General features: G+C 57.3%; 19 protein-coding genes and 3 pseudogenes. 10 read left to right on the top strand and 12 right to left on the bottom strand.

Translation table 11 applies throughout. The annotated features are described in order from the left end of the window. The first annotated feature begins 329 nt into the window (after positions 1-329). The 3 genes from ACA062_RS14220 to cahR all read left to right on the top strand — a co-directional run bounded on the left by ACA062_RS14220 (position 330) and on the right by cahR (position 3,881). The gene (locus ACA062_RS14220; protein WP_497456944.1) at positions 330-1,112 is read left to right on the top strand and encodes a creatininase; all 783 of its coding nucleotides are present in this window, start codon (positions 330-332) and stop codon (positions 1,110-1,112) included. Between the two features lie 77 nt (positions 1,113-1,189). Continuing rightward, a complete protein-coding gene (gene gabP / locus ACA062_RS14215; protein WP_497456943.1) occupies positions 1,190-2,569 on the top strand; it encodes a GABA permease in 1,380 nt (459 codons plus the stop codon). Positions 2,570-2,864: 295 nt separating this feature from the next. Further along, positions 2,865-3,881: a transcriptional regulator CahA gene (gene cahR / locus ACA062_RS14210; protein WP_497456942.1), complete on the top strand. Its 1,017-nt coding sequence runs from the start codon at positions 2,865-2,867 to the stop codon at positions 3,879-3,881. 347 nt (positions 3,882-4,228) lie between these two features. Here cahR and ACA062_RS14205 read toward each other — a convergent pair whose 3' ends face one another. The 3 genes from ACA062_RS14205 to ACA062_RS14195 all read right to left on the bottom strand — a co-directional run bounded on the left by ACA062_RS14205 (position 4,229) and on the right by ACA062_RS14195 (position 8,731). Further along, positions 4,229-5,569 (bottom strand): MFS transporter, encoded by a 1,341-nt coding sequence (locus ACA062_RS14205; protein WP_497456941.1) that lies wholly within the window; start codon positions 5,567-5,569, stop codon positions 4,229-4,231. A 243-nt stretch (positions 5,570-5,812) separates the two neighbouring features. After that, on the bottom strand, positions 5,813-7,024 hold the full coding sequence (gene creA / locus ACA062_RS14200) for a creatinase (RefSeq protein WP_150797708.1): 1,212 nt from the start codon (positions 7,022-7,024) through the stop codon (positions 5,813-5,815). Between the two features lie 624 nt (positions 7,025-7,648). Next, positions 7,649-8,731 (bottom strand): GlxA family transcriptional regulator, encoded by a 1,083-nt coding sequence (locus ACA062_RS14195; protein ID WP_497456940.1) that lies wholly within the window; start codon positions 8,729-8,731, stop codon positions 7,649-7,651. Positions 8,732-8,993: 262 nt separating this feature from the next. Between ACA062_RS14195 and ACA062_RS14190 the strand changes: the two genes are divergently transcribed. Next, entirely contained in the window at positions 8,994-9,470 is a 477-nt protein-coding gene (locus tag ACA062_RS14190) for a hypothetical protein (RefSeq protein WP_497456939.1), read from the top strand. A 10-nt stretch (positions 9,471-9,480) separates the two neighbouring features. On the opposite strand, the pseudogene ACA062_RS14185 reads toward ACA062_RS14190, so the two are convergent. Together ACA062_RS14185 and ACA062_RS14180 are read right to left on the bottom strand one after the other, a co-directional pair. Beyond that, positions 9,481-9,603: pseudogene (locus tag ACA062_RS14185) on the bottom strand (GTP pyrophosphokinase); the annotation flags it as partial. Positions 9,604-9,674: 71 nt separating this feature from the next. Further along, positions 9,675-10,346 carry a DUF2268 domain-containing putative Zn-dependent protease gene (locus ACA062_RS14180; protein ID WP_497456938.1) on the bottom strand — a complete coding sequence of 224 codons (672 nt, stop codon included), beginning with the start codon at positions 10,344-10,346 and terminating at the stop codon, positions 9,675-9,677. A 191-nt stretch (positions 10,347-10,537) separates the two neighbouring features. Between ACA062_RS14180 and ACA062_RS14175 the strand changes: the two are divergent. Continuing rightward, a pseudogene (locus ACA062_RS14175) lies at positions 10,538-11,185 on the top strand (flavin-containing monooxygenase); the annotation flags it as partial. A 204-nt stretch (positions 11,186-11,389) separates the two neighbouring features. Here ACA062_RS14175 and ACA062_RS14170 read toward each other — a convergent pair. The 3 genes from ACA062_RS14170 to ACA062_RS14160 are packed head-to-tail and all read right to left on the bottom strand — an operon-like array spanning position 11,390 to position 13,249. Then, entirely contained in the window at positions 11,390-11,779 is a 390-nt protein-coding gene (locus ACA062_RS14170) for a hypothetical protein (RefSeq protein ID WP_497456937.1), read from the bottom strand. Further along, a complete protein-coding gene (locus ACA062_RS14165) occupies positions 11,776-12,753 on the bottom strand; it encodes a hypothetical protein (RefSeq protein ID WP_497457420.1) in 978 nt (325 codons plus the stop codon). Before ACA062_RS14165 ends, ACA062_RS14170 begins: the two co-directional genes overlap by 4 nt. A 7-nt stretch (positions 12,754-12,760) precedes the next feature. Beyond that, positions 12,761-13,249, bottom strand: coding sequence for an Hcp family type VI secretion system effector (locus ACA062_RS14160; RefSeq protein WP_497456936.1), 489 nt, complete (start codon positions 13,247-13,249; stop codon positions 12,761-12,763). Between the two features lie 231 nt (positions 13,250-13,480). Here ACA062_RS14160 and ACA062_RS14155 point away from each other — a divergent pair, with 231 nt between their 5' ends. Beyond that, entirely contained in the window at positions 13,481-13,699 is a 219-nt protein-coding gene (locus ACA062_RS14155; RefSeq protein ID WP_497456935.1) for a PLD nuclease N-terminal domain-containing protein, read from the top strand. A gap of 222 nt (positions 13,700-13,921) precedes the next feature. Here ACA062_RS14155 and ACA062_RS14150 read toward each other — a convergent pair whose 3' ends face one another. Next, a complete protein-coding gene (locus ACA062_RS14150; protein ID WP_497456934.1) occupies positions 13,922-15,082 on the bottom strand; it encodes a PDDEXK-like family protein in 1,161 nt (386 codons plus the stop codon). Positions 15,083-15,244: 162 nt separating this feature from the next. Here ACA062_RS14150 and ACA062_RS14145 point away from each other — a divergent pair. The 4 genes and pseudogenes from ACA062_RS14145 to ACA062_RS14130 form a co-directional block, all read left to right on the top strand. Then, positions 15,245-15,725 (top strand): annotated as a pseudogene (locus ACA062_RS14145) (cation:dicarboxylate symporter family transporter); the annotation flags it as partial. A 249-nt stretch (positions 15,726-15,974) separates the two neighbouring features. Beyond that, positions 15,975-16,268, top strand: a complete 294-nt coding sequence (locus ACA062_RS14140) for a fructose-bisphosphate aldolase (protein ID WP_497456933.1) — start codon at positions 15,975-15,977, stop codon at positions 16,266-16,268. 167 nt (positions 16,269-16,435) lie between these two features. Beyond that, a complete protein-coding gene (locus tag ACA062_RS14135; RefSeq protein ID WP_497456932.1) occupies positions 16,436-16,627 on the top strand; it encodes a hypothetical protein in 192 nt (63 codons plus the stop codon). A gap of 232 nt (positions 16,628-16,859) precedes the next feature. After that, positions 16,860-17,135: a hypothetical protein gene (locus ACA062_RS14130; RefSeq protein WP_497456931.1), complete on the top strand. Its 276-nt coding sequence runs from the start codon at positions 16,860-16,862 to the stop codon at positions 17,133-17,135. A gap of 516 nt (positions 17,136-17,651) precedes the next feature. Here the strand turns inward: ACA062_RS14130 and ACA062_RS14125 are convergent. The 3 genes from ACA062_RS14125 to ACA062_RS14115 all read right to left on the bottom strand — a co-directional run bounded on the left by ACA062_RS14125 (position 17,652) and on the right by ACA062_RS14115 (position 21,527). Continuing rightward, positions 17,652-18,200, bottom strand: a complete 549-nt coding sequence (locus tag ACA062_RS14125) for a cupin domain-containing protein (RefSeq protein WP_007895886.1) — start codon at positions 18,198-18,200, stop codon at positions 17,652-17,654. A gap of 497 nt (positions 18,201-18,697) precedes the next feature. Next, the gene (locus ACA062_RS14120) at positions 18,698-19,984 is read right to left on the bottom strand and encodes an NAD(P)/FAD-dependent oxidoreductase (protein ID WP_497456930.1); all 1,287 of its coding nucleotides are present in this window, start codon (positions 19,982-19,984) and stop codon (positions 18,698-18,700) included. A gap of 52 nt (positions 19,985-20,036) precedes the next feature. Continuing rightward, a complete protein-coding gene (locus ACA062_RS14115; RefSeq protein ID WP_497456929.1) occupies positions 20,037-21,527 on the bottom strand; it encodes an aldehyde dehydrogenase in 1,491 nt (496 codons plus the stop codon). Positions 21,528-21,982: the final 455 nt, after the last annotated feature.

The raw sequence follows: 21,982 nt of genomic DNA, 5'->3' as shown, positions 1-21,982 counted from the left end.
TCTCGTCCTTGTGGTCTTGCCGCTTGCTGGTCGATCTGCCCGCCACACGCATCATTGGCTGGCACGAAGCATTGCAGCAGATCGCCATCACCCTTTTTTGTACGCGTCCGACCTGAAGTTTGTCAGATCCGACCCATCGCCTGCGCTTGCCCAACCCCGCCCTGTCAGAAAAGCCAAATCAGAGGGTGTTTGGTCAATTACGGGTCGGATTTGGACAAATCGCTGGCCTGCCGATCTGATCGAATCATTCCATGCGCCACTTTCGATATCTGCCGTCCAACAGGTCGGTCAGAGGAAAGGCGAGGTCCATCACTTAAGAGAGTGTGTAGATGAATAACAGCGTCGTTATTGGCGAACTCACCTGGCCAGAGTATGCAGAGAAGGTCGCCACCGGCTGCCCGATCTTTCTGCCGGTGGGCGCCCTGGAACAGCATGGCCATCACATGTGCATGGAAGTCGATGTGCTGCTGCCGACCGCGATATGCAAGGCGGTCGCGCAGAATGTCGGCGGCCTGGTGTTGCCGGCCCTGGCCTACGGTTACAAATCCCAGCAGAAATCGGGGGGCGGCAACCACTTTCCGGGAACCACCAGTCTCGATGGCGCCACGCTGACTCATACCGTGCAGGACATCATTCGCGAACTCGCACGTCATGGCGCACGCAAACTGGTGATGATGAACGGCCACTATGAAAACTCGATGTTCATTGTCGAGGGCATTGACCTGGCACTTCGAGAACTTCGTTATGGCGGCATCGATGACTTCAAAGTTGTCGTGTTGTCTTATTGGGACTTCGTTAACGATCCCGCAGTTATCGAAAAGCTATATCCCGACGGCTTCCTCGGCTGGGATATAGAACATGGTGGTGTTTTTGAAACTTCGCTGATGCTCGCGCTTCACCCGGACAAGGTCGATCTGAGCCGCGCCGTTGACCATCCACCGGCCCGTTTTCCGCCATATGACGTGTTTCCCATCATCCCCGAGCGCACCCCGGCGTGCGGCACATTGTCGTCCCCCAAAGGCTCCAGTCGCGAGAAAGGCGAGTTGATCCTGGACGTCTGTGTATCCGGTATCAGCGCCGCTGTAAGGGAGGCCTTTGATTTAGCAACTTGAAAGCACAAGGGCGTGCACCCACAAGAAACCACAGTTAACGCTGCACCCTCCAAAGCATAATAAAAAGGGTACGTCTCATGTCCAGCACCTCCACTTTGGCCCCAGGGCTCAAGCAGCGTCACGTCACCATGCTCTCCATTGCCGGCGCCATCGGTGCCGGCCTGTTCATCGGTTCGGGTCATGCCATCGCCTCGGCGGGCCCGGCAGCGATCCTGGCGTACATCATGTCCGGCACCCTGGTTGTGCTGGTGATGCGCATGCTCGGCGAAATGGCCGTCGCGTCGCCGGACACCGGATCGTTTTCGACCTATGCCGAGCGCGCAATGGGACGCAGCGCCGGCTTTACCATCGGTTGGCTGTACTGGTGGTTCTGGGTACTGGTCATTCCTATCGAAGCCATTGCCGCCGCGGCCATTCTGAATGCCTGGTTCCCGTCCATCCAGACCTGGGAATTCGCGATAATGGTCACCGGCCTGCTGACGCTGACAAACCTGTTCAGTGTCGCGCGCTACGGCGAGTTCGAATTCTGGTTCGCCATGCTCAAGGTGATTGCGGTACTGGGCTTTATTGCACTGGGCGCGCTGGCACTGGTTGGCGGGCTGCCTGATACGACTGTCAGTGGTGTCGTTCAATTAAGCCATGAATTCGGTGGCTTCATGCCCAACGGCATGACCGCCGTTGTCGGGGCGATGCTCACCACGGTGTTCAGCTTCATGGGCACGGAAATCGTCACGATTGCCGCCGCTGAATCGCAGAACCCGTCCAAACAGATTACCCGCGCGACCAACTCCGTGGTCTGGCGCATGGGGATTTTCTACATCGTCTCGGTGTTCCTAATCGTCTCCATCGTGCCCTGGAACGACCCGATGCTGGTGCAAGTCGGCTCTTACCAGCGGGCGCTTGAGTTGATGAACATTCCCTACGCGAAAATGATTGTCGATATCGTGGTGTTGATCGCCGTGGCCAGTTGCCTGAACTCAGCCATTTACACCGCCTCGCGCATGGTCTTCTCCTTGAGCAAACGTGGGGATGGCCCTCGGGTACTGCAAAAGACTTCAGCGTCAGGGGTGCCTTATTTTGCGGTGCTGGCCAGCACGGCCGTGGGTTTCCTGACCACAGCGCTGAACTATTTTGCGCCCAACGAAGTGTTCTCCTTCCTGCTGGCCACGTCTGGCGCCGTAGCATTGCTGGTCTATCTGGCCATTGCTGTGTCGCAGTTGATACTGCGCAAAAAGATGAATGCATCGGGACAGCCAATCGCCTTCAAGATGTGGTTTTACCCTTGGCTCAGTTACCTGGTGATCGTCAGCATCGTGAGCATTCTGGTGGTGATGTTGATCTTGCCGCAGCACCGCATGGAAGTGATTGCTACCGGTGCGCTGACGCTTTCCATTGTCTGTATGGGTGCAATCTTCAACGCCAGGAAAACCCCTGTGCAGAAAGCCGAGTTGGCGTGAACAAACTAACGCGCGATTACTTGTTTAAAAACCGCCTCGACGCTTGAACTTTCACCTCTTTGCGGCCCGCTTACCACCACGGAGCGGGCCGTTTTTTTCGCCTTGCGCTTCCCCCGCCTGCCTCGCCCCTCCTGAACAGCTATAACCCGTCTCGATATGCCTATTGATCAGGCACTGGGTGTAATATCCAGTAACCCGAATGCTGGGTTAATCACATAAAATCGAGATGACGTTGCCACCTTTCGGCAGCTTGCCCCGGAGCGCGTCACTATCAAACAGTTGAGGAGCGGTAGAGATGGCGAAACTCCAGGTGGCGAAACCCGCTACAGGACGTTCGGCTAATGAACAACGGCCGGTGAAAACCGTGGGTTTCCTGGTCATCCCCAACTTCACCACCATCGGCTTCGCCTCCGCCGTGGAGACCCTGCGCATGGCCAACATGGCTGCGCGCGAACCGATGTTCCGCACGGTCATCATCGCTGCCAGCCTGGACCCGGTCACGGCCAGCAACGGCATGCGGATCCTGCCCGACTACGCCATTACCGATGCACCCAGGCTCGACATCCTGTTCGTGGTCGGATCCAACCCGATCGTTTCCAATCACAGCAGCCGACCGCTGCTCAATTGGCTGCGCAAGCTGGCGCACGATCAAGTGCCGCTCGGCGGGATTTGCACCGGCAGTCACTTGCTGGCACGGGCCGATCTGCTCAAGGGCTATCGCTGCACCATTCACTGGGAAGACATCGAAGCGCTGAAGGAGCGTTTCCCGGGGATCATTATTTCCAACCAGCTGTTCGAACTCGATCGCGATCGCTACACCTGCTCCGGTGGCGTGGCCTCGATGGACATGACCCTGCAGTTGATTGCCCGCGAACCGGGCGGCCGGGACATCGCCGCCCATGCGGCCGAGTTGCTGCTGTGTGATCGGGTACGTGGCGCGAGGGAGCAACAGCGGGTGCCGTTGCGGCAGAAACTGGGCACCTCGCAGCCCAAGCTCAGCCAGATGGTGGCGATCATGGAGGCCAACCTCGAAGAGCCGGTGGGCCTCGAAGAGCTCGCGCGGTTGAACGAGGTGTCGGTACGGCAACTGGAGCGCCTGTTTCACAAGCACCTGCAACGCACGCCGAGCCAATACTACCTGGAACTGCGCCTGTCACGGGCGCGGCAATTGCTGCTGCGCAGCGAGTCGCAAGTGCGCGATATCGCCCTGGCGTGCGGCTTTGTTTCGCCGGCGCACTTCTCCAAATGCTACAGCCGGTTTTTCGGCGTATCGCCTATTGGGGAGCGCAAGCAAGTGGCTGCGGTGCATTGATGTGAAGGGGGCGGTTGTTTGCGATGGTGGGGCGGTGCTCAAGATTGATGGCGGCTGGACTGACCTCATCGCGAGCAAGCTCGCTCCCACAGGTTTCAGTGCCGATCACAGGACCATAACTCGCCCCCAATCACTGTGGGAGCGGGCTTGCCCGCGATGGCGGACTGACATTCAAGATTGATGCTGGCTGGACTATCCCCTTCGCGGGCAAGCCCGCTCCCACAGGGTTCTTTGTCGTACACAAGACTTCGGCACGACACCCATCCACTGTGGGAGCGAGCTTGCTCGCGATGGCATCCGTAAGATCGCCATCGCAGGCAAGCTGTGTTCACAGTTGGGAGATTGACTCAGTCCTGCAAGGCCTTATGCGCCGTTTCCCGACTCGCCAGCATCGCAACCAGTGCCACCGCCGCTGCCGCCAGCAGATACCAGGCAGGCGCCATTTTGTTGCCGGTCAGCTGAATCAGCCAAGTCGCGATAAACGGCGCGGTGCCGCCGAACACCGCATTGGCGATATTGAAGCTGAAAGCAAAACCGCTGAAACGCACCCGGGTCGGGAAAATCTCGGCGAGGAAGCACGGCAAGGTGCCGTCGTTCATCGCCAGGATCGCGCCAAAGGCGATCTGGATCATCAGAATCACCATCAGCGGCTGATTCTCCAGCATGCCGAACAGCGGGAATGTCAGCGCCAGGAACAGCACCGAAGCGGTCAGCAGCATGGTCTTGCGGCCAAAACGGTCCGACAGCTTGCCCATCAGGAAAATCAACCCGATATAGGTCGCCAGCGACACCGTCGAGGCCAGGAACGAATCGCTCTCGCTCATGCCCATTTCGGTGGACAGGTAGGTGGGCATGTAGCTGAGCAGCAGGTAGAAGGCCACCGCGTTCAGGCAGGTCACGCCGATCCCGATCATCACGCTGCGCCGATGCACGGTGAGCAATTCGCGAACCGGCGCATGGGTTGCGCACTCCTTGGCTTCCAGGCGTTTTTCCATCTCCAGGAACTTGGGTGTGTCCTGCAGACTCATGCGGATATACCGCCCCACCAGGCCGAACGGCGCCGCCAACAGAAACGGCAGGCGCCAGCCCCAGCTGTGCAGATCCTCGACACTCATCCAGGCATGCAGACCGGCGACGAACACCGCGCCGAACAATAAGCCGGCCGCGGTACTCGCCGGAACGATGCTGGTGTACAAACCGCGCTTGCCCTCGGGGGCGTACTCGGCGAGAAAGGCTGATGCGCCGGCGTATTCGCCGGAGGCGGAAAAGCCCTGGAACAGGCGGATCAGCAACAACAAGGCGGGCGCCCACAGGCCGATATGATTGTAGGTGGGCAGAATGCCGATGCAGAAGGTCGACACCGACATGATCAGAATCGACCAGGACAACGCACTGCGCCGCCCGTACTTGTCACCAAAGTGACCCCAGACCAGTCCGCCCAACGGGCGCACGATAAACGACAGCGCGAAGACCGCGAAGGTCGCCAGCAGCGCCGTTGCCTTGTCGGTCTGCGGAAAAAACGTCATGGCGATGACGGTTGCCAGGTAGCCATAGGCCGCATAGTCGAACCACTCGACGAAGTTGCCCATGAAGCTGGCACTGGCCGCGCGGCGCAAGGCCTTGCGCTCGGACGTCAGTTCACGTTGCTGTTCCAGGGGGGACGTCAGGCTTGCACTTTGGGTGCTCATTGCGCACCTCCGGTGGTAGAGGTGCGGTTATCGGTATGGACAGTCGGGACGTGGATCATGGCAAAACCCCTCTATTGTTTTACTTGGCAGGGTTATGGGTCTGTAGATGCTGCGCGTTCTGGGGCGCGTATGCATCAGTTGCAAGAAAATCATGAAGCGAACAAGCAATCTGTGGTGAGCATGAAACCTGTGGCGAGGGAGCTTGCTCCCTCGCCACACAGGCTCACTGTGCGGCGCGCGGTCTTACTTCTTGATGATGTTGTGTTCCGGGCCATACGGGAAATGGGTGATGTTTTCCCCGCCCTGCTCGTTGACGATCAGGATGTCGTGCTCACGATAACCACCGGCGCCCGGCAGGCCTTCGGGCAGCATGATCATCGGCTCGATGGACACCACCATCCCCGGCTCCAGCACCGTGTCGATGTCTTCGCGCAGTTCCAGCCCGGCTTCGCGGCCGTAGTAATGGCTCAGCGTGCCGAACGAGTGGCCGTAGCCGAAGGTGCGGTATTGCAGCAGATCGTGCTCCAGGAAAATCTCGTTCAGTTGCAGCGCGATATCGCAGCAGCGCATGCCCGGCTTGATCAGTTTCAGACCGGCCTCGTGCACCTTGACGTTGACCTCCCACAAGCGCAGATGCTCGTCGGAACAGTGGTCCAGGAACAGGGTACGTTCCAGCGCGGTGTAGTACCCGGCGATCATCGGGAAGCAATTGAGGCTGAGGATGTCGCCCTTGTTGACCTTGCGCGAAGTCACCGGGTTATGCGCGCCGTCGGTGTTGATGCCGGACTGGAACCAGGTCCAGGTGTCCATCAGCTCGGAGTCCGGGAACGTGCGGGCAATTTCGCGCACCATCGCCTGGGTCGCATGCAGTGCCACTTCATATTCCGGCACCTGGTCACGCAAGGCTTCGACGATCGCGGCACCACCGATGTCCGCTACGCGGGCGCCATGGCGAATGATCGCGTGCTCTTCGGCGGACTTGATCATGCGCATGCGCATGCAGGGCGCCGCGATGTCCACCAGTTCGGCCTGCGGGTAACGGCTGGCGAGTTTGTCGCGATTGAGCAGGTTCAGGTGATCGAACTCGATGCCGATCCGCCCGGCCTTGGGCAAGGCTTGCTGGATCGCGACGAAATAGTTGTCACGCTGCCAGTCGGTGTAAACGATGTTTTCAGTGCCCACGGTCCGGCGCCAAGGCTGACCGCCATCGATGTTGGCGCTGATGGTGACGGCGCTGTCCTGGGTCACCACCAGTGCGTACTGACGGCCGAAGGAGCAATACAGGAAATCGCTGTAGTAGTTGATGTTGTGATACGAGGTGAAGACCGCCGCGTCGATATTATTCTGCGCCAGGTAAGCCCGCAATTTGGCCTGGCGATTGGCATATTCCTGAGCCGAGAAGGTCGGAGTCACTTTTTCGCCGTTCTTGATCTGGATGGTTTTCGGCATTTGCATGTCATTTATCCTTGTCAGTGATTGCAACAGAAGGCGCCACTCTGGCGGGCCGCTGAAGATCATTCGAACAGATGCAAAGCGAGGTTTTTTGTGCGAATCCGACCTGTAGTTGGTCAGATCCGCTCTTTGGCAAGCGCGCCCAGAACTCATCCGGTAAAAACAACAATGCCCCCGTCGGACGGAGGCATTGGGGCAGAGCGTCACACGATCACTGTAGGAGCTGGCTTGTCGGATCGCCGCACCGCAGCGAAGGCAGCCTGGCATTCAACATCGATGTCAGCTGGGCTGGCCCCTTCGCGGGCAAGCCCGCTCCCACAGGGTTAAGTGCGGATCAGAGGACCAGAGCCCGACACCAATCCACTGTAGGAGCTGGCTTGCCAGCGAAGGCAGCCTGGCATTCAACATCGATGTCAGCTGGACTGGCCTCTTCGCGGGCAAGCCCGCTCCCACAGGGTTAAGTGCGGATCAGAGGACCAGAGCCCGACACCAATCCACTGTAGGAGTGGCTTGCCAGCGAAGGCAGCCTGGCATTCAACATGATGTCGGCTGGACTGGCCTCTTCGCGGGCAAGCCCGCTCCTACAGGGGGTCGGTGTCTATCGCAGGATCGAGGCACGACGCCAAGTCAGTGTGGGAGCGAGCTTGCTCGCGAAGGGGCCGGCACATGCAAAACAGAGGTCGACTGACACCCCGCCATCACCCGCAATTCCCCTCCCACATCCTCCCGCGGATGCGCACCGAAGTACTGGCGATAGCAGCGAGCAAAATGTTGCAGCGAGACAAACCCGCACTCGTGGACAACCTCCACCATCGATTGCTCGCCGGCCTGCAGCAACTGACGCGCCCGCTGCAGGCGCAAATCCAGATAATGCCGTGACGGCGAACACCCCAGACTGCGTTTGAACAACCGCTCCAGGTGTCGGCGAGACATGCCCATAGCCTCCGCCAATTCGTCGATACCCAAGGTTCGGCTCAAGTGATCGCCCATCAACGCCAGTGCCGCTTGCAGCCGTGCCGGCGCGTTATGCATGGCCTGTAGCGGCCTGGCCTGGCGCGCGGCGTGTTTTTCCATGCGCAGCACCAGACCACGCCCGTGGGTGCGGGCGAGCCATTCGTGCATCAGCCCTTGAACGTCCTGCGGCCCGACGCAGGTCAGGCGTTGGCGATCGACGCAGAACGGCGCGGCCACCGGGGTCAAATCATTCAAGGCGGCCTGGGGCGCAAGCGAATCGGGCTCTGGCAAGCTGCAGCGATAGCCGTCCAGCGCCCCGATCTGCGCCAGCAGCCAACCGGCCTGGCCCAAAGCGCCCAGGCTGATCGGCTGCCGGGCCCAGTGACACAGCGGCTGGCGAAAGTCCGGCTGATCCGCATCGGCGGGCAAGCTATCGCCACCGCAGAGGATCAACACATCCAGGGCCTGGGCCTGATCCAGTCGCGCCGTGGCGGTAGCGATGCCGTTGCTGGCGTGCAGTTGCCCTCCTTGCAGGCTGAGCATGTGCCAATGGCAAAGCGCCCGCCCGGCCACCTGGTTGGCCAGGCGCAGTGGTTCCAGCGCATTGGCCAGGGTGTAAAAATCGAAGGCTTCCATCAGCCAGAAGCCGATGCGTAGCGGCGGCGGCGGCGGTTGGAGTCGATCAGACTCACCGGCAGGGGAACTGGAAGTGCGCAATCCAGGCGTGGACTCGTCAAAAACACTGATAACCATCATTGATCCCCGCACACCGCGTTCAAGGTTGTTGCAACCAAGGCGGATTGTCGGCGTCAGGGATCAACGAGACGTGTCAGATTTCGACCTCAAAATGTTCGTCAGTACCAGTCTGGTCAATGGCAGGTTATCGGGGAGCGAGCCCGCGCACCCATTGAGGCGCCGGATCGAAAGGGGCAACGCTGCGGCTAGCGCATGCTCATCCCGCAACCTACTGATTCAGTATCATGCATAATCGCGTCGAATCCTCCTCCGGAGTCAAATTGTGAAAAGGATTTCCTCTGCTGCAATCGCATTGACCCTGTTATTCGCGCTGGCAAGTCCAGTGTTTGCTGAAGCCCCCTCTCTTGATGCCGCTCGCACACTCGTAGCCAAGGCAAACATGGGCAGTAATCTTCCCGCGCTTGCACTGATGACGGCGCAGAGAACGGTCACCTACGCGATGATCGCTTCAAAGCTGGGAAGCACCGGTGCAACCAGTGCCGTGGCTGAGCAAATCAACGCATTGCTGCCGCAGTATCAGGCTGACTGGGACGAAAACCTTGCGCAGGCCTATGGAAAGTCATTCTCTGCAAAGGAGTTGTCATCACTCGCGGCTGAAGGTCGTGCATCGAAATACATGGGCAAAGTGAAAGCACAGCAATCCGCTATCGGTGGGGAGATGCAGGCGAAATCCGAACCCATCCTGATTGCTCTGGTCACCGAGGCGCTCAAGGCGACTCTGGCCAAGCACGCCTTGTAATTCCGTAACGTTACAAGCGCAGTATGCCAATCGCCCGTCGATACTTTTCAATGCGCTCAAGATCGTCCCAGGACGGCTGTTCAATCCGCGATAAATCGCTGTTCTCTTCCAGGTCCGCCAGTTCCACCACCCGGGCTTGAATGCCTTGATGATAGGTCACTTTGACGGGGCGCTTGAGCCCTCTGCGACTTACCGGGTCAGGGCTCAGGGCTTGTGCAACACATAACCTTCCTCAAGCGCCGAGGCGACAATATCGGCGGCGGGTATATTGATCCAGGTGGCCGCATCGATGTCGCCAACCGACGCCAGCCAGCGTCCGACCATCTGATAACCGAGCGTATAACCCAGCCATTTTGGCTGAGTGCCGGTTCCGAAGAACCATTCACTGTGGTTGTAGTACGTCGACTCAAGCGCCTTCAGGTCTGCCGGAGCGCGTAGAAGATCGGCGCAGCTGACGGCATCCTCCCAGGGCTCCGGGTCGCTGCCGAGCAAATGGCGGACAAACTGCCCGGCCAGTCCCTCGCTGACCAAGGCTTCACCCAGCGTCCAGCCGTAGCCAGGCCCCGCCATGCGCAAACAATGATGGACCTCATGGACGATCTGCCGATGCAACGCGCCGCTGCGCAGGCTCGGCAACCAATTCGGGTTATCCGGATCGAGGGTCATCGAGAACATAGTGCTTCGATACGCTCGTCCCATCAGGCCCATTTCAGGAATGGTTTCGCCAGGCAGGCGCTGGAGCAACACATCAAGTCGTGGAGGGGTGACCAGACGCGAGACCGACTTGCAGGCCGCTTCGAATTCGCCGATCACCTCGGCGCGACATTTGCCAAGGCTCCCTGAGGCTTCCAGCCAGTGCAGCGTCCATCTGTCCATTATCAGCTCGACTCAACGATAAGTTTTGAAATCGCAGCGAGCATATACGCCGGCCCGAAGCCTCTGCATCAGTTATTTATACTCAAATGTCAGCTTAATAATATTTTACCGATACCAGGGTGATCCCTAGTCTTGAGCCCAAGAAATGGCAGGCCGTTAGCGACCTAACTCCAACTTCGAAGGGCATAGAGATGACCACTGACACAATAAAAACAGATACGCTGATTGTTGGCGCCGGTCAGGCTGGCGTGGCCATGAGTGAACACCTGAGCAAACTCGGAGTGCCGCACCTGGTGCTGGAGCGCAGCCGTATCGCCGAGCGCTGGCGCACCGGGCGCTGGGATTCGCTGGTGGCCAATGGTCCGGCCTGGCACGACCGTTTTCCCGGTCTCGAGTTTGACGACATCAGCCCCGACGGCTTTGCCCCGAAAGAGCGGGTCGCCGATTATTTCGAAGCCTACGCGAAGAAGTTCAAGGCACCGATCCGCACCGGCGTGGAAGTGAAGAAGGTCGAGCGCAACGTCGGTCGCCCGGGCTTCACCATTCAAACCTCCGAAGGCGTGATCGAGGCCAACCGTGTAGTGGCCGCCACCGGACCCTTCCAGCGTCCGGTCATCCCGCCGATTGCACCGAAAGATCAGCCCTTCCTGCAGATCCATTCCGCTGACTACCGCAATCCGGCGCAACTGCCCGAAGGTGCTGTGCTCGTGGTCGGCGCTGGCTCGTCCGGCGTGCAGATCGCCGATGAATTGCAGCGTGCCGGCAAAAAAGTCTACCTCTCGGTTGGCGCCCACGACCGCCCTCCTCGCGCCTATCGCAACCGGGATTTCTGCTGGTACTTCTGGCTAGCCAACCGCGACACCGCCTACAAACGCCGCCTCTCAACCGGAAAACTGGCTAACAGCCTATAACTGAAGCACACACAACCCCTGTAGGAGCCAGGCTTGCCGGCGAAGACGTTCTCAAAACGCCATCGCTAGCAAGCCATCAACCCAACCCTTGTAGGAGCTAACCCTTCGGCACAAATAGTCATTAAACCTTTCTCAAAATACAGCTGGCTGGTCGGTGCAACGAAGATAGAGGCCAAACACCATCAGTGAGATAAAAAAAACAAAACACGATCCCCACGACACAAACAATATCCGCTTCAAGTCTTTCGGAAAATTTTTGGCTTCGGTGATATCAACAATCCCTCTCCTCGCACACGGGCCTGGAATCATCAGGACCAAGGTAAGAAAACCGTTGCGCATACCTTTTCCAATAAACCCCGCTTGCGAATACGCCGCTCTATTTGCTTCGACGAAAGTACTTTTGGGCAAAAATGATTCAGCTTTTTCTGTGAAACGGTGAATCATGTAAATCAACCATATCTCTGTAAGAATCAGAGGCGCAAAGAGAAAGAGTAATATCAAACCGATCGGTACATAGCTCATTGCGCAATTTCTTCATACAGGAATTCCCCCAAGATTCCGCCAGCGCCACCCAGCACCTTTCCACCCGCCACCCCCCCTATTGCGCCGCCTACCACGCCGCACACCAGCGCACCGGGGCCTCCACTGGCTATTCCAAGGACAACAACGCAGCCGAGTGTTGCTGTATAACCTCCTAATAATCCCCCATAAACGCCCCCCGTCAAGCTGCCAACCAAGGAAGAGCCCTCTACATACCTCGCCTTCGTACACTGATCTTCCCGCCCCTGCGCACACGCGTTCCTGATCGCCAGCCCGGACGAAGCGACCGTCAGCGCCGTGCCGATATAGGTTCCGCTCTTGATCAATTTCGCAGCCTTGGCAACGCCGTCGACTTTTTCCGCATACCCGGCAATCTCACCCGTATGCAAATAGCGCTTGGTCGAAATACCTAGCAGTCTTTTTATCGAGCCATGATGGCGAAGTCCTGAACCATAAGAGGCTGCCCTTGCAAGCTGTCCCTCCAGCTTGCCGAACAAGATGGCGCGCTCGGCTAAAAACTTTTTCCTGGCGGTTTCTGATCCTGTACGCAGAAACTCCTTATGCAGCTGCTCGATCTCTTCCAGGGTTTTCCCGATCGCTGCCATATGCTTGCTCCACCCGTCACTGACGACCCCGGCGCCAATTGCACTGTAGGTGAGCACTTCCTTCAGCAGATCGAAGTTGTCCAGGAAAAAGTCGTCAGCGTCGACCTGGTTCGTCAACAGACCAATATGGATATCGCGCGCTTTGGCCATCAAGTACGCCTCTTGACTCGTACTGGATGAAGTGGACGCGTCGCCGAGGATAACGAGCTCGCCGGCCAGCACCACCGTGTTGGCGATGTGGCTGTTGAGTGCATCGAACTTGCTTTTGGAGACCCCCGTCAGACCCAATTGAGTCTTCAGCGACTCGTAAGTCTGGGTTCGAGAATTGATAAACGCTAGAGGCTCTGCCATTTCAGCCTCACGAATATTTTTTGTTGCTGATGCGATCCCAGCCGCCCGCAATGTTGCCGCCACCAGCCCCATCACTGCGTTTTTGCTGGGTGTAGATGGTTTTGATCCGACCATAATTCAGTTGCACGATTTCCACCGGAATGCCGGCGGAGGCATTTTGCGCGTAGTCGGAAATAATGACCTCTTCGAGAATAATCTCGAAGTATTTGAGCTTCTCACCACCCGCTCGGCTCAGTACCAGACTGACCTCCTTCAGATGCTCGCCAGCACAACTGGCCTCCATCAGCTTGCAGCTGGATTTATCCAATACTTTGGTGAACGTGAAGTTACTCAGCGTCGTACGCCCAGAGCTCGCGCCGCCACTGGAGCTGGCGGTTGCCGAGGTGCTTTGATGAGTGCCAAAGCTGTATCCACTGACCTCGATCCAGTCGCGGTATGTTTCATCCAGGGCTTCGCCGGGAATGCCTTCGATTTTGACAAATGCATCAAACGCCATGCGTCCTCTCCCAGGTGATGGAATCACTTTTCTATTTTTTTCAGGAGTGAATGTACGGCGTTTTAACTCAGTCATTGCCTGTAGAAATATGCTTGGAAAGCAGAATCAGACCCGTCCTATTCTGTTCCGGCCTTGAGCTGTAGGACATTTCCCGCGAAGTCAAAAATGCCCAATAAAATGAACCCTGCCCGCCCGTGCGCACCTAACTGAATGACTATCAGGAGGTGGCTAATGCAAATCGAAACAATCTGGGTCGTACTCGCGGCAGTGCTTTTGCTGGTCGAGTTGTGGGCGATCAATCGGGTGCGTAAAGCCCAGGGCAAATCGAGCAACAAGCTTTTGTGGATCGTGGTGATCGTGTTTGTACCGCTGTTTGGGGTGGTGGCATGGGCATTGGCCGGGCCGAAACACACCGAACACAATCCCAATTCCCCACAGGCCAGACAATAACGTCGGACGGTGTGCGGTAAGGATCTTGGAACCCGTAAATTCAAAGAGCTGAGCCCTGATGATTCAGGGCTTTGGTGGGTGGCGCCAGTTTTGAAACAAAGCCCTATTTGTCATGGCACCGACAGTTTCTGATGAATGCTCAACTACAGTCATGGGTCGAATTGGTATGTCGATACCGCGATCAGTGCCGCGAGACGTTGAGCGGGAACCATCCCTATCCGTTTAAGCAGTGGCCTCCAACGCCCGATTGATCTCCTCAATGCAATCGTGAACTTTAGTCAGTGCGTCATTGAGATGGCTTTCACCTGCTTTGTCACCTTGGGCGATTACGCAGCGATCATCCTTGATCAGGAAGCGAGTAGAAGCAAAGTAAAGATCAGTCCAATCCGGGACGGCGCGGGCAGGCTGTGTAAACGAAGGAAGACGCTGCATAAGAGCGTCCCGATCACCGCCACGGAAAAACGGAAACACACCAAGCCATGTGTGCTTATAGACTTTAACCCACACCCCCTGCGGCCAAGTCCGCAAACGGACATCCAAGTCGTACTGTTGCTTGTCCGCTCTCGCAGAGAACTTTGTCTCCATCAGGTCAGCCCACTCGGCGAACAAGCTGTCCCGTGCCAATCGCACCTGTAGCCTGGCAAAGAGCTCATCCATCTTGCGTGCCTTGCAGTATTCGTGGTGTTTAACGAGGTGTTCGTAGGCCTCCTCGTTCTGTTCGAATATGCCCCAGCACAGTTGATTCAGCTCCGTGTTACCGGACATGGTCTTCTCAACATGGGAGATGAACTGATCGATGAAATGTGCGGCAGGAGGATTATCCGCGGGCTGATATCGACCTAGCAGAGCCGCCAATTGCCCATAGGATTGAAAGTAGACCGGCACACTGGAGTCCGAATCAAGGGTCGGGGATTCGCGACCGGTTGGAGTCAGGTACACCAGCGCACGGGACTCATAATGAGGGTAAAGCTCGCACAGCGCCTGTTGGTAGCGTGCGACCTGCTCGCGCTGATCTGCAGCCCAAATTTTGTTTTCGATTGCAATGACGAAGCGCAGGGCCGGGAAATCCAGCAACACGTCGATGTGCGCTAGCTCTCGTGAGACCTTTGCCTTAGCACCTCTAGTGCTTTCCAGCACTTGCTGTGACAGCGACGGTCCGGTGTTAGGGCATTGAAAGAGAGAAGCCACGTAAGCATCCCTGAACAACGCACCCAGGCCATGAGCCTCATGCTCATTCATGAACGCTGCCAGGATATTGGAGTGAACCAGTTCCTTAGTGCTTACACCCATTACTTTGAACAGATCAAATACATTTGTATAGCGGATAAGCGAGGTGAAATCGTTACTGGTGCGTAAGGCTTCAAGCTGCGCGGAGGCGTCCATACCGTGAATCCGTTTGAGCGTCCGAAATGGTCGCAACGCGCGGATGGTAGTGGTCGCGAAGGCAGAATGCCATACCGTCGAAGATGGGCTGATGATAAGCCGGATTCAGGCTGGACAAAAACGCGCTTCTTTATTGCCATAACCAGATTCAATCAAAGCCTCGAATTCATCAACCTGATCAAGAAGCTTGTCCCACTCGGCGCCTTTGGCTCTGGGGCCTACGCCGTCTGCAGTAACGGCAGTGCAGTGCCGATGTCACTAGCCAATATGGTGGTGATGTTCTACGTGGTGGTCGCCTTCTAATATCCTGGTGATTCTGGGTGCGATATGCCGACTGTCCGGGTTCAGCCTGTGGCGATTCATGAAGCACATCAAGGACGAAATCCTCAACGTCCTGGTACCCGCCTCTCGGTAAAGTTTCCCGCCGCGCCTCCTGCGAAAAATCGGGGTATACCGGTTTATGTCCATGGCTGACGCGATCTGCAACCATTGGGAATAGCGTGGTTACCGTGGTGGGTGTCGAGATGGGCGGGGGAGTTTTTCCGAACAGACGGCGCAGGTTGAATATGAACGCACCCTTGGCCGAATGCCCAACGCAGCTTTAGTGACAGGCCAAGACATCCGTCCGACAACAGTGCCATGAGCGGCATTCATCGCCCCAATCGGCAGCCAACACTCAATCAGCGCAGGAGCTGCCGAAGACTGCGATCTTTTGATTTTGACGTCCGAAAATCGTGTAGGAATTTACCCTTTGTGGCGAGGGAACTTGCTCCCGCTGGGCGGCGAAGCCGAACCAATCCCTGCCGCATTTTTAAACGTGCCCAGATCGCCACCCATTTTGTTTCGCAGCAAAAAGGTGGCTGTTCATTCCCTTCATAAAGAATCTTATCCAATGACAATGAACAACCCGCCTCGCCGCTTCACCCCAATGTCCCAATTCGCCACCGACTACCCCGTCCTGCTCATCGACAGCGACGCCCCGCTCCGCGAACTCCATAACTGCGTCAGCGAACGCCTGAACGCCGTCCTCAAATACCTGCACCTCATGGCCTGCACCAGCCTCCCCGACTACGCCGAAAACGACATCAACACCGTCACCAACATCGCTCGGATTTTGGTCCAGGATGTTAGCGATGTGTTTCGGGTGATTGAGCAGCGTGAGTTTGATACTTCCAAAGGTCGGTGACCGACTCCCAATCAAAAAAACCCGCGGTCATGCGGGTTTTTGTTACCACATAACTCCTTACCTAGGTCTGACCTCAAGTACTCTGTGCGCACCAGGACGACCGACCATACGATGCTCACTGAAAGCGTGAGCTAAAAAGATCCTCGGTAATCTGACAGGTAAATGACATGAGAGAAACGACATTCAATCCCGAGGATATGCCTATCCTCAACCTCGACACTTCTAGCACAAGTCGTCACAAAGCTTCCCATTTTTTCGACAATCCGGAAATCATGGCTGCTTACATTTCTGAAAGTATGAAGGCCGGAGACACGGCGCTGGTTCATGCACTGGGTGAAGTTGCAAAAAATAAAGTATGACAGCTTCGGCTACGGGCTATTTTGGCAGCCGGATTGGCGAGGCCAGGTTTGGCTACAGCCGGCTTCGCATCGGCTTTAGCCAAAAAATAACCGCTCGTTTTGCTACTGATGAGAACGGGCGAGGACTCTAGCAAGGAAAACGCTGCTACTGCGTAAGAGCTTTGCAAAAAGGGTGACTGATTTATTTGTAAACATAAATCAGTCAACATTTCCATTTATAGGAAGAATCCCAATGACTGTAAAAGTGAAGAAGCTCTCGGAAAAAGAAATGGACGCTCTGGAGCGTCAGGTTCCTAATCTAGCAAAAATAGCTACCATGACTGCTTATGCTCGGGCATTGGCAGTGAGCGATAGCGTGCTTCGTGTCGATTCTGGTGAATTGGTATGGATGTCACTCGATGGCAGCAAAACCTTTGTGGCTAAAGCGAAGCCACGCCGTAAAGTCAAGGTAGGCGAGGTGATCACGGTGCGCCGTGTCGAAGTTCAAGCGGCATCTGGACGTGCCTAGATTACCGTCTATACCCCGGCTTCCAGACATAATGAGAAAAAACAAACATGGCACATGCGAAAGCAAAAAATAAAACCCCTATAGCCCCCCAATGAGGTAAACCACTCAAGAATTTTACCTTGTCTATCGAAGGGATAGAAACTATGGTCCCAACTGAAGCAAAGATGAAGATGCCGATCCTGGAAGCTCGCACACTGGTGTACCTGCCGTTCAACGTCTCATCGAGCTCCGTTTTCCGTAGCATTGGAACGTAGTAGCATAAGCCGAGAATGCAAAGAACCACGTAAATTGAAATTCCGACTGCATTGAAGTATTTGTCTTCCAGGGTTATTACCTGCATTAACCCAAACATAAGTATCACGGTATAAAAAGCTGCACAGGCGAAGACCAAAAACCATGCCATGAGGTAATAGCGAATTGTTCTAATATCCATCAATGCATAATCCATTATAAGTACAACATTCAAAATCTTCAGGACCCTGCATCCAATACAGGGGCACTGAATTATTTAATTAATCAAAAATTCGCTGGCGTATTCGCACTGATGATCTCAGCCTCATCCGCCCCGATATTCCGAAACCGATGCGGCAACGTCGTCGGAAAGTAGTACCCATCCCCGGCGTTCAGCACGCTAATCTGCCCATCAACGGTGAGCTCAACGGTGCCCCGGGTGACAAGCCCACACTCCTCCCCTTCCGAATGCACAATCGGCTCTTCCCCCGAACTCGCCCCAGGTGCGTACTGCTCACGCAGCAACCGCATCTGCCGACTCGGCACCGAAGCCCCAATCAACAACAACCGCAAACCATGACGCCCAAGATCCGGCTGTTCATTAGCCCGAAACACGTACTGATGCTCACGCGGCGGCTGATCAAAGGTAAAGAAGTCCGCCAGAGACATCGGTATGCCTTCGAGCAGTTTTTTCAGGGAGCTGACGGAGGGGCTGACGCGATTCTGTTCGATCAGGGAGATGGTGGCATTGGTGACGCCGCTACGCCGGGCCAGCTCGCGCTGGGAGAGTTTGTAGCTTTCGCGTACTAGTTTGAGTCGTGAGCCCGTGTCCATGACAGCCTTATGCGAAGAAATACTTAAGGGTTATGGGGGTGGATGGCGGGCGACTTTTGGCCGCGAAGGTACCGCTTCCCTGTCCCGGATATGTGAAAGTCGGGTATTAAATCACGTTTGGGGGTGTTGCTGTAGGCGCAAGCTTGTTGGCGATGGCGGTGGGTCAGGCGAGATCAATATCGGCTGCTGTAGCCCCTTCGCGAGCAGGCTCACTCCCACAGGTTGGTGCTGGTTGTATACAAGTGTTGTGCTCGTCATGGCAGTGTGTCACGCGGCATTGATGGCGGCTGATTTGGCGTCATCGCGAGCAAGCTCGCTCCCACATTTGATCTCGGGTATTAGTTGGGCTTGTGTGCACCGGTGATCTCCTGTGGGAGCGAGCTTGCTCGCGATGGCGGTGTGTCAGCTACATCAATGTTGGCTGATTTGGCCTCATCGCGAGCAAGCTCGCTCCCACAGTTTCGATCGGTGGTGTTAGCACTTTTTCTGTGCCGGGCTTAGATGCCGAACCGGTCACGCAGCGCGTAGTACGCGGCGCCCATGGCGGTCAGCGGGGCCTGGAAGGTGCGGCCGCCGAGCATGGGCATGTGCGGCAACGATGCGAAAGCATCGAAGCGTTCGGCGTCGCCGCGGATCATTTCGCTGATGAGTTTGCCGGCCAGGTGCGAGCAGGTGACGCCGTGGCCGCTGTAGCCTTGCATGTAGTAGGCGTTTTTCTCGATACGGCCGAATTGCGGCATGCGCGACATGGTCAGCAGGAAGTTGCCGGTCCAGCGGTAGTCGATCTTCACGTCCTTGAGCTGCGGGAAAGTCTTGATGATTTTTGGCTTGATCAGCTGTTCGATGTCGTCCGGTTCGCGGGCACCGTAGACCACGCCGCCGCCGTACAGCAGGCGGTTGTCGGCCGTGAGGCGGTAGTAGTCGAGCAGGTAGTTGCAGTCTTCGACGCAGTAGTTGTTTTTGATCAGGCTGCGCGCCACCTTCTCCGACAACGGTTCGGTGACGACGATTTGCGAGCCGCACGGCATGCTTTTGCGCGTGACGCGGTTGTCGAGGTCTTGCGGCAGGTAGGCGTTGCCGGCGATCAGCAGGTATTTGGCGCGGACCAGGCCTTTGGCGGTGCGTACGGTGATCGGTTCGCCGTAGGTGATTTCCACGGCAGCGGACTGTTCGTAGATTTTGCCGCCGAGGCCGATGATGGCCGAGGCTTCGCCGAGGGCCAGGTTCAGCGGGTGGATGTGGCCGCCCTGCAGGTCGAGCAGGCCGCCGACGTAGTTGTCGCAACCGACTTCGCGCTTGATCTCGGCGGCGTCGAGCATTTTCAGGTTTTTATTGCCGTAGCGTTCCCAGCTGCTTTTCTGCTCGGCCAGGCCTTTGAGTTGCTTTTTATTCAGCGCGGCGAAGATGCCGCCCGGACGGTAGTCGCACTGGATGTCGTAGTGCTGTATGCGCTGACGGATGATGTCGGCGCCTTCGAAGATCATGCTGCCGAGGACTTCGGCGGTCTTGTCGCCGTAGCGTTCTTCGATGACGTCGACGTCGCGGCTGTAGGAATTGACCAGTTGGCCGCCGTTGCGACCGCTGGCGCCGAACCCGACTTTGGCGGCTTCGAGGACGGTGACGCTGTAGCCGGCTTCGGCGAGGAACAGGGCCGAGGACAGGCCGGTGTAGCCGGCACCGATTACGCAGACGTCGCAGTCGACCGCGTGTTCGAGTACCGGGAAGTCGCCGGTGAAGTTGCGGGTGGCGGCGTAGTAGCTGTTTACATGTGTTGTTTGTTTCATAGGTTTCTCCGATGGCCGCCGATACGATTTGGCAGCCGCCGTTGTAGAGGTGTTAGAGCTTGATCCAGGTCGCTTTGAGTTCGGTGTATTTGTCGAACGCGTGCAGCGATTTGTCCCGTCCGTTACCCGACTGCTTGAACCCGCCGAACGGCGCGGTCATGTCGCCGCCGTCGTACTGGTTGACCCAGACGCTGCCGGCGCGCAGGCCGCGGGCGAAGGTGTGGGCCTTGCTCAGGTTGCTGGTCCAGACGCCGGCGGCCAGGCCAAAGATGCTGTCGTTGGCGATGGCCAGGGCTTCTTCTTCAGTGTCGAAGGTGATCAGCGACAGCACCGGGCCGAAGATTTCTTCCCGGGCGATGGTCATGGCGTTGGTCACGCCGTCGAAGATCGCCGGTTCCACGTACAGGCCGCCGGTGGCTTCGAGGGTGCGGCTGCCGCCGGCGATGAGTTGTGCGCCCTGGTCTTTGCCGACCTGGATGTAGCGCAACACGTTGTCCAGTTGGCGCTGATCGACGACCGCGCCGACGGTGGTTTGCGGGTCGAGTGCATGCCCTGGTTTCCAGGCTTGCAGGGCTTCGACCAGCAGTGGAATGAACTGCTCGCGGATCGAGCGCTCGACCAGCAAGCGCGAACCGGCGGTGCAGACTTCACCCTGGTTGAAGGCGATGGCACCGGCTGCGGCTTGCGCTGCCGCGCGCAGGTCCGGCGCGTCGGCGAACACCACGTTCGGGCTTTTGCCGCCGGCTTCGAGCCAGACGCGTTTCATGTTGCTTTGCCCGGCGTAGATCAGCAGTTGCTTGGCGATCGCGGTCGAGCCGGTGAAGGCCAGTACGTCGACGTCCATGTGCAATGCGAGCGCTTTGCCGACGGTGTGACCGTAGCCTGGCAGGACGTTGAACACACCCTTGGGGATGCCTGCATCCAGCGCCAGCTGGGCGATGCGGATCGCGGTCAGTGGCGACTTTTCCGAAGGTTTGAGGATGAACGAGTTGCCGGCTGCGAGGGCCGGGGCGAACTTCCAGCTGGCCATGATCAGCGGGAAGTTCCACGGCACGATGGCGGCGACCACACCTGCGGGTTCACGGGTGATCAGGCCGAGTTGGTCGTGGGGTGTGGCGGCGACTTCGTCGTAGATCTTGTCGATGGCTTCGGCGCTCCAGCGGATCGCGTTGGCGGTCGCCGGGATGTCGATGCTCATCGAGTCGCTGATCGGCTTGCCCATGTCGAGGGTTTCGAGCAGGGCCAGTTCTTGCTGGTTGGCCAGGATCAGGTCGGCGAAGCGGATCAGGATGCGCTTGCGCTCGGCGGGTGCCAATCGCGCCCAGATGCCGGATTCGAAGGTGCGACGTGCGACTGCGACGGCCGCATTGGCGTCGGCTTCGTCGGTGCTGGCGACGTTGGCCAGGAAGCGGCCGTCGACCGGGCTGATGCATTCGAAGGTGTCACCGCTGAGTGCCGGGCGGTATTGGCCGTCGATGAAGGCGCGGCTTTCTATGGTTAGGGACTGGAAGCGTTGTTCCCAGTCGCTGCGAGTGTTTGTCATGGTTGTGACTCGACGCAGAGGAATAAGTAGTCGTCGGACTAAAACCGACCAATGTTCAATTAGAAAAACACGGACACTGTGGGAGCGAGCTTGCTCGCGATGGCGGTAGGTCAGCCCACATCAATGTCGAATGTTGTGGCCCCATCGCGAGCAAGCTCGCTCCCACAGTTGATCGGTGTTGTTCACAAAATTTGTGTACGCCGCCAATCCCTGTGGGAGTGGCGGTGCGACGATTCGACTTGCCCGCGATGGCGGTGTGTCAGGCGACATCAGTGTTGAATGTGCCGCCGCCTTCGCGAGCAGGCTCGCTCCCACAATTGATCGGTGTTGTTCTCAGCCTTTGGGAACGACACAAATCCCCTGTAGGAGCTGCCGAAGGCTGCGATCTTTTGATCTTGACCTTAAAAAGCAAAGTCAAAAGATCGCAGCCTTCGGCAGCTCCTACAGGGTCATGC

It is taken from the genome of Pseudomonas sp. LBUM1679 (assembly GCF_059695565.1).
This window is presented reverse-complemented; position numbering and strand designations above follow the sequence as displayed.

Bases quoted from the DNA above. Each gene is read 5' to 3' on its own strand.
- ACA062_RS14220 (WP_497456944.1), top strand. From the start codon at position 330: ATGAATAACAGCGTCGTTATTGGCGAACTCACCTGGCCAGAGTATGCA.
- gabP (WP_497456943.1), top strand. From the start codon at position 1,190: ATGTCCAGCACCTCCACTTTGGCCCCAGGGCTCAAGCAGCGTCACGTC.
- cahR (WP_497456942.1), top strand. From the start codon at position 2,865: ATGGCGAAACTCCAGGTGGCGAAACCCGCTACAGGACGTTCGGCTAAT.
- ACA062_RS14205 (WP_497456941.1), bottom strand. From the start codon at position 5,569: ATGAGCACCCAAAGTGCAAGCCTGACGTCCCCCCTGGAACAGCAACGT.
- creA (WP_150797708.1), bottom strand. From the start codon at position 7,024: ATGCAAATGCCGAAAACCATCCAGATCAAGAACGGCGAAAAAGTGACT.
- ACA062_RS14195 (WP_497456940.1), bottom strand. From the start codon at position 8,731: ATGATGGTTATCAGTGTTTTTGACGAGTCCACGCCTGGATTGCGCACT.
- ACA062_RS14180 (WP_497456938.1), bottom strand. From the start codon at position 10,346: ATGGACAGATGGACGCTGCACTGGCTGGAAGCCTCAGGGAGCCTTGGC.
- ACA062_RS14170 (WP_497456937.1), bottom strand. From the start codon at position 11,779: ATGAGCTATGTACCGATCGGTTTGATATTACTCTTTCTCTTTGCGCCT.
- ACA062_RS14165 (WP_497457420.1), bottom strand. From the start codon at position 12,753: ATGGCAGAGCCTCTAGCGTTTATCAATTCTCGAACCCAGACTTACGAG.
- ACA062_RS14160 (WP_497456936.1), bottom strand. From the start codon at position 13,249: ATGGCGTTTGATGCATTTGTCAAAATCGAAGGCATTCCCGGCGAAGCC.
- ACA062_RS14155 (WP_497456935.1), top strand. From the start codon at position 13,481: ATGCAAATCGAAACAATCTGGGTCGTACTCGCGGCAGTGCTTTTGCTG.
- ACA062_RS14150 (WP_497456934.1), bottom strand. From the start codon at position 15,082: ATGGACGCCTCCGCGCAGCTTGAAGCCTTACGCACCAGTAACGATTTC.
- ACA062_RS14140 (WP_497456933.1), top strand. From the start codon at position 15,975: ATGACAATGAACAACCCGCCTCGCCGCTTCACCCCAATGTCCCAATTC.
- ACA062_RS14135 (WP_497456932.1), top strand. From the start codon at position 16,436: ATGAGAGAAACGACATTCAATCCCGAGGATATGCCTATCCTCAACCTC.
- ACA062_RS14130 (WP_497456931.1), top strand. From the start codon at position 16,860: ATGACTGTAAAAGTGAAGAAGCTCTCGGAAAAAGAAATGGACGCTCTG.
- ACA062_RS14125 (WP_007895886.1), bottom strand. From the start codon at position 18,200: ATGGACACGGGCTCACGACTCAAACTAGTACGCGAAAGCTACAAACTC.
- ACA062_RS14120 (WP_497456930.1), bottom strand. From the start codon at position 19,984: ATGAAACAAACAACACATGTAAACAGCTACTACGCCGCCACCCGCAAC.
- ACA062_RS14115 (WP_497456929.1), bottom strand. From the start codon at position 21,527: ATGACAAACACTCGCAGCGACTGGGAACAACGCTTCCAGTCCCTAACC.